Source organism: Microbacterium sp. ZW T5_56, from assembly GCF_044987425.1.
Lineage (GTDB): Bacteria > Actinomycetota > Actinomycetes > Actinomycetales > Microbacteriaceae > Microbacterium.
The window spans coordinates 113,370-119,451 of sequence record NZ_JBJDRI010000008.1 but is presented as its reverse complement, the minus strand read 5'-3'; the positions used below and the strand labels follow the sequence as shown (position 1 = coordinate 119,451).

5 protein-coding genes and 1 pseudogene are annotated in these 6,082 nt (G+C 65.5%); 5 read left to right on the top strand and 1 reads right to left on the bottom strand.

The features are described from left to right. Nucleotides 1–159: 159 nt before the first annotated feature. Nucleotides 160–411, bottom strand: a pseudogene (locus tag ACI3KU_RS05975) (transposase); the annotation flags it as partial. A gap of 1,082 nt (nt 412–1,493) precedes the next feature. Between ACI3KU_RS05975 and ACI3KU_RS05970 the strand changes: the two are divergent. The 5 genes from ACI3KU_RS05970 (at nt 1,494) to ACI3KU_RS05950 (ending at nt 6,057) form a co-directional block, all read left to right on the top strand. Beyond that, nucleotides 1,494–1,895 (top strand): hypothetical protein, encoded by a 402-nt coding sequence (locus tag ACI3KU_RS05970; RefSeq protein ID WP_404921379.1) that lies wholly within the window; start codon nt 1,494–1,496, stop codon nt 1,893–1,895. Between the two features lie 30 nt (nt 1,896–1,925). Continuing rightward, the gene (locus ACI3KU_RS05965; protein ID WP_404921378.1) at nt 1,926–2,288 is read left to right on the top strand and encodes a hypothetical protein; all 363 of its coding nucleotides are present in this window, start codon (nt 1,926–1,928) and stop codon (nt 2,286–2,288) included. A gap of 305 nt (nt 2,289–2,593) precedes the next feature. Further along, entirely contained in the window at nt 2,594–3,922 is a 1,329-nt protein-coding gene (locus ACI3KU_RS05960; RefSeq protein ID WP_404921377.1) for a hypothetical protein, read from the top strand. Nucleotides 3,923–5,002: 1,080 nt separating this feature from the next. Then, on the top strand, nt 5,003–5,713 hold the full coding sequence (locus ACI3KU_RS05955) for a VOC family protein (RefSeq protein ID WP_404921376.1): 711 nt from the start codon (nt 5,003–5,005) through the stop codon (nt 5,711–5,713). Then, nucleotides 5,710–6,057 (top strand): gamma-glutamylcyclotransferase family protein, encoded by a 348-nt coding sequence (locus tag ACI3KU_RS05950; RefSeq protein WP_404921375.1) that lies wholly within the window; start codon nt 5,710–5,712, stop codon nt 6,055–6,057. The genes ACI3KU_RS05955 and ACI3KU_RS05950 overlap by 4 nt, the downstream gene beginning before the upstream one ends. Nucleotides 6,058–6,082: the final 25 nt, after the last annotated feature.

Sequence of the window (6,082 nt, the reverse complement as noted above, 5' to 3'; positions counted from 1 at the left end):
CGTGGTCAGGTCAGGGGTCGCGAACGTAGGCTGGTGCAAGTCGAGGTCTTCCGGCGGATGGTCAGTGTGAGAACTTCCATCCTGGAAGACCTCGACGCCTATCCGCGAACCAACCGCCCGCCCTCGCCTACACCCTCAACTGCGAAGAGCCGGTTAGGCTCATCGCATTTGAGAGTGTAGGAGCGGTCTAAAGCCGCCGGTCTCGAGTAGTGACCGTGTGATGTAGTAAGTGAGGTTGCGGAAGCCGAGTGCGGAGCCGCGGAGGTGTTCGAGTCTGCCGTTCATCGCCTCTGTCGGCCCGTTCGACGTGCCGGGTAGGTCGAAGTAGGCGACGATGTCTGCGGCTCTCTTGCCCAGCGTGTTCCCGAGCTTGCGGACTTCGATCAGCGTGGCGGGGACGCCGGTGGAGACGACGATGCCCTTTCAGCTGAGTCCTGGGCGAATCCCGACGGCACACCATCGCGTGTATGGATGAACCCGCCCTACAACGCCAACGGGCGCAGGCCGCAGGACTGGACTCGCCGCGCGGTAGCTAAATGGGAGCGCGGATGCGTGGAAGCTGCCCTTCTCCTGCTGCCCGCCCGTCCTGGAGCGCACTGGCAGCATGAGCTTGCGCGATTCCCGCGGCTCGAGTTTCGAGGGCACCTGACGTTCGAGCCTGCGCAAGGGAATCCCGCCCGCGGCCGTACCGAACCGGGCCGCCGAGCTGAAGCGCCATTTGCCAGCATCCTGGTGGCTATTGGGCTTAGCGCGGACCGGCTGCATAAGCATTTTGGAGATGTTGGCGTCGTGTTCATCGCTCATCGTGCAAGGATGCTCTCAGTATGAGCCTCGCGAACGTGGCCCGTAACCAGCGCGAGGTTGCTCTCGACCCGGGACGCAGGCGAGAGTACCGCGGAGGCCCCGGAATGAGTGCTTGTTGAGGCGACCGAGCGGCGGTAAGTGCGCGGACCTCGGCTGACCGAGACCTCGTCGCTAGTCGGCACGCGCCCCGCTCGCCCTGGTCTGGAGCGGGAACCACTCCCTCAAGGACGCCACCGCGCTAAACGTTGATGTCATCGCGTTCATTGCCTTCTCCTCCCAATTGATCGGTGACTTCTTCTTCGGTCGCGTGCTGAGTGCGAGTGTGTGGATGAAGAGCAGAGCGATCATGCAGAACAGAATTGCCACAGGCGTCCCGTCGCTGGCCTCGAACCAGCACCCCGACCCAGACCACGACGAGCGGAACGCGGACACGCTATCACGAGACCGCAGTGGATCGACGGTGCGCCCGACGCGCCGCCGCATCTCCGCGGTGGGATGCACGGAGTTTTCGTGGTGCCGGGACGCGTCCGACGAAAAGCTCCAGGCAGATTCAAGTAGTTTGAGTGAACCACGACTTGTGCGGTCCCGGGAGCCGCGGAATTCCGTGGCTCAAATTCGTGTTTGAGGGTCAAGAAGCGTGATGAGCGACAGTCACAGCGAGATGAGTACAACTCAGGGGGAGCCGCCGTATGCGGTTCCCCCTGAGCTGCTTCCGGTGGGTGAGAAAGTTCCCCCGCCCGGTGGCGTGGGCCACCGGTGGCATGGCCGTGGCCGTCGGGGTGGCGTCGGCATGGTGCATCGCGTCCGGTTCCCTGATCTGGGGCACCGTGTTCGCGGTGTTGTTCGGCGTGCTCGTCGTCTTGGCCTTCGCCTTCGACCTCGGTGACGCGGCCGGGCGCCCGCCGCAGCTGGTCAATGCCGTGCTGCTCGGACGCGCCGTTGTCGCTCCCGCGGACGACTGGTTGCACTTCTATCGGGAGCAGGCGATGCGCGTCTGGGTGCGGGTGTGGATGGTCCTCAGCGGGATCGGCACGGGTGCGCTGCTCGTCGTCGCGATGATCGCCGTGCTCGCCACACCCGGCGGCGGCTGATGGCTCTTCCTCTTCATCCCCCTCCTGGTCGTGTGCGCCATCATGGGCGGCTACGCGCTACTGCAGAATCGGCTCGATGCCAAGAACTCCTCGTTCGGCAGACTCCCGGTGGGCCTCACGCTCGGCCGAAGCGGCATCACCCGGCACCCGGTGGCGGGGGCAACCTTTGTGCGCTGGGAACACATCACCGCCGTCGAGGTCGCGCCGCACGCGCGCGTGCGGATCTGTCGCGGAGATGCAGAACCGCTCGAGTTCACGGCTGGGATGTTCGACGAGCACGCCGGGCTGATCTACAACGCCATCCGCCTGTACGCAGAGCAGCCCCCGCTGCGCGCGGAGCTCAGCACGGCCGAGGCACAGCGCCGCTTCGAGTCCTGGCACCGATCGAGCTGAGCCGCGTGACGCCTCGCAGAAGACGCCGGAGATCTGCCGGCGGGGCCCAGGGTCGAAGCATGCCGATCACCCTTGAATCCGTGATGTTGCGCAGCCCGGATTCCGCCCGTGCGGCGGAGTTACTGCCGCCGTTCCTTGACGATGCACTCCAACCCGAGAAGCGACGATTTCCGGACCGATGCACCCTTCGCGCTTCATTGACGAGCCTGCGACGCGAGCGTGGGTGAGCCGCGGAAGTTGCAGCACGCTCCGACGGGAGCACACGCGGACACGCGACCAGTTACGGCGTGCGGTTGAATCGGACCATGGGGATAGTGGATTCGAGCAAGCTGCCGATTGGTAACCGGGCGCGTGCCGCTTTCATCGCTGCGCTGGAGGCGAGCGATGACCGCGTCGAACGTCACTACCTTGAATTGAAGAGCGGCTTCGACCTGAACAGCAAGGCTGACAGGCGCAAGGTCGTGAAGTTCATCCTCGGTGCCTCTCATCGCGACCCCGCCAAGGCCGCGCGCCACTTCGACGGATACGCAGTGATGGTGCTGGGCCTGACCCTCGACGGTGTTGCAGGGGTGCCGAAGTTCGAGCTCATGGACCTGGAGCGCGACATCGACACGTTCGCAGGCACGGACCCGCCGGGATGGGACGTCGACCTTGTCCCGGCCTCGGGTGGACGTGATTATGTCATCGTTATCGTCGATCCGCCGGACGATAAGGTCCGCCCGGTGCTGCAGTCCAGCGATGCGCTGCAGAGTGGCGACGTGTACATCCGTGTCGAGGGTGCCACGCGTAGGGCGACTGGGTCCGAGCTCATCGCAATGATGGCTCGGGCAGGCACACAGGCTCAGGGGGCCATCCTCGATGTCAGCGTCGAACCGGACGGGGTTCTGCATTCGCTGGTCATCGACGTTGCAGAGCTTCGTGAACTCGTCGACTGGCACAGAGACCGCTTGAAAGCTCAGCTTGAAGACACGGCCCCTCGCTCACCTTTCGCCGTACTCCAAGGCTCGTTCTCCACAGACCGTCGCAGTGAGCGCGAGTTTCTCGATGCCGTCGAGAAGTGGCGTGACGAAGCCCTGGAGGAACCCGAATCCGGGATTCACGACCTCGCCTCGCAGATGAGCCGGCCGTTCATCCTGAAGATCCGCAACAACACCGCCACCTCGTTGAAAGAGGTCAGGTTGGAGCTGGCGTTCGACGCGCCAGTGACAGCCCTGTACTGGCAGGGGCAGGACAACACTCTTGATCTGTTCGCGGATCGGCCGAAGAACTGGGGGACCGATTCGTATCTCACCCCCTCGCTCACCGGACTGCGACCGCTTGTTGCGCCAAACGCGTTCGAGGGGTCGATACGCATCGCGACACAGCGCCCGGCTGAGCTCGTTGTCGAGATGCGGCGACTGCATTCCGAGCAGAGCCTCAGTACTCCCGACGAGGACGTGGTCCTCGTTCTGTTCGCCGACGGACCGGACGCTATCCCTGACACCGTGACGGCGACATGGCGTCTGACTGCAGGCGAAGTGAACGAGGTGCTTCGAGGGTCATTCAAGCTGGACATGTCGCGGGGAGAGTGGCGTGAACCGCTGCATTGGACCATCGCTCAGTTGCGGGGCGATGTGCCCGAAGAAGACGAGTAGGTCGGCGAAGAGAGCCGAGACCTCAGCGGGAGGGCTCGAGGCGCGGATCTACCGGACCTGGGGCGCGTCAGCGAACGCAGTGCGCGCGGGAGGTGGCTGCGACGGGGGACGGGCCATCTCTGGTCGCTCGACCGTTCAGCACGAATCGACAACGCTGTCACAGCGGGTCAGCTGCTCCACGACCACGCATCGTGGCCGGCCTCCAGGAGAACCCGGTCGAGTTCGCCGTCCTTGAGCATGTCGATGGGGCGGCGCGACTCTTCCGCATAGCCAGTGGTGTTCGACCACTGCGCCCACGTCCATCGCAATTCGGTCCCGGTGTCCAGAGGTTTGCGGGTGCGGCGGGTGCCGTCTCGCCTGATTCGAGGTCAGCGTAGTGCGCGGCCTCAACTTCGGCGGGGTGCGGTAGTCGAGCTCGGCGTGGAGACGGTGGTTGTTGCACCACCTCAACCATTCCAGGGTCGCGAGCTCGACCTGCTCGATGGTCCACCAGGGTCCGCGGCGTCGGACCAGCACCGTCTTGCAGAGTCCGTTAACGGCGTCGGCCAGGGCGTTGGCGCAGGATCCGGCCGAGGGTGTCGCGCCGAGGCCGAGGATTCGGTCTGTATAGACGAGCGAGACGAAGTTGGATCTTCTGTCGGAGTGATGGACCAGCCCGGTGATGTCGCCATCGGACCACGCCGCCATCTCCAACGCCGGTAGTGGCGACGCTTCCGTGCGCAGCGACGCGGAGACGGAACAGCGCACGATGCGGCGAGAGAACACAACACATTGGTCACGAACGCGACGTAATCGAAGCCGGGACCCGGTCGCGACGTGGGGATGTGCGAGACCCAGAGCCGGCAAGTGTGTCCGCACGGGACTGACATCTCACGAGATCTGCGGGCCGGAGGGCTGCCGGATCGAGGCGGGTGATGAACACGCGTCGCGAGTGGCCCCATCTACAACGCCATCCGCCTCTACGCCGACCGGCCAGAACTGCGTGCCGAGCTCAGCACAGCCGAGGCGCAGCAGCGCTTCGAGTGCTTGGCACCGAGCGCGGTGATGCGCCCTCCGCGCGGCAGGGCCTAGGGTCGAAGCATGCCGATCGCCCTTGAATCCGTGATGTTGCGCAGCCCGGAGCCCGTCCGTGCGGCGGAGTTCTGGTCCACGCTGCTGCACCGTGAGCTGCAGGAGGATGCCGACGGGATTCTCCTTCGCGGGACGTCGACGCAGATCGGTGTTCGCTTCGCGCACGGCAGTGCGCACTCGCCGCTCAAGAATCGTGTGCACCTCCATCTGAGCCGGGCTGCGAGAACCCAGCGGCAGACGATCGAGGCCGCACAGCAGGCCGGGGGCCGGCTGCTGGGCAGCGGCAACATCCCCGTGGGCAGCTACGCGGTGATGGAGGATCCGGCCGGCGACGAGTTCTGCGTCATCGAAGACAACAACTCATACCTGGCGGGCTGCGGTCCGCTCGGTGAGGTGACCTGCGAAGGGACGCGCGCGTCCGGAATGTTCTGGTCCGCCGCGCTCGGGTGGCCGCTGGTCTGGGACGAAGGTGATGAGACAGCCATCCAGTCACCGGCGGGCGGGACGAAGCTCGCGTGGAGCGGGGACCCCGTTGATTCCGCACGTGACCCGTCACGGCAGGTGTTCGTCCTCGTCTGCGACCCGGAGGCCCTGGACACCGAGCTCGCGCGACTCACATCGCTGGGCGCCCGGACCGTGGGAACTGATGCGCGGGGGACCACGACCCTCGAAGACCCCGAGGGCGTCGAATTCCTCCTTCGCGTCGGGAACATCGCGTGACTCACCGGGTGTTCTCCTACGGCACGCTTCGTCTTCCCGAGGTGCAGCGGGCGCTGTACGCGCGTGAGGTGCCGACTGTCGCGGATGAGCTTCCGGGCTACACGCTCGAATGGGTGCGGATCACCGATCCGGACGTGATCGAGAAGAGCGGGTTGGATCGCCACCCGATTCTCCGGCGCGGGGGAGGGGGACCGGCGGTGCTCGGTGCCTACCTCGAGCCGACGGACGACGACCTCGCCGCGACCGACGACTACGAGGTCGACGACTACGTCCGTGTGCTCGTGACCCTCGGATCAGGTGTGAGCGCGTGGGCATACGTCGCCAGCGCAGACGCGCACCCCTGAGCGCCTCGAGGCGGATGTCGGACGC

Excerpts from the sequence above, each read along its gene's own strand:
- ACI3KU_RS05960 (WP_404921377.1), top strand. The coding sequence starts at position 2,594 with ATGGGGATAGTGGATTCGAGCAAGCTGCCGATTGGTAACCGGGCGCGT.
- ACI3KU_RS05970 (WP_404921379.1), top strand. The coding sequence starts at position 1,494 with ATGCGGTTCCCCCTGAGCTGCTTCCGGTGGGTGAGAAAGTTCCCCCGC.
- ACI3KU_RS05955 (WP_404921376.1), top strand. The coding sequence starts at position 5,003 with ATGCCGATCGCCCTTGAATCCGTGATGTTGCGCAGCCCGGAGCCCGTC.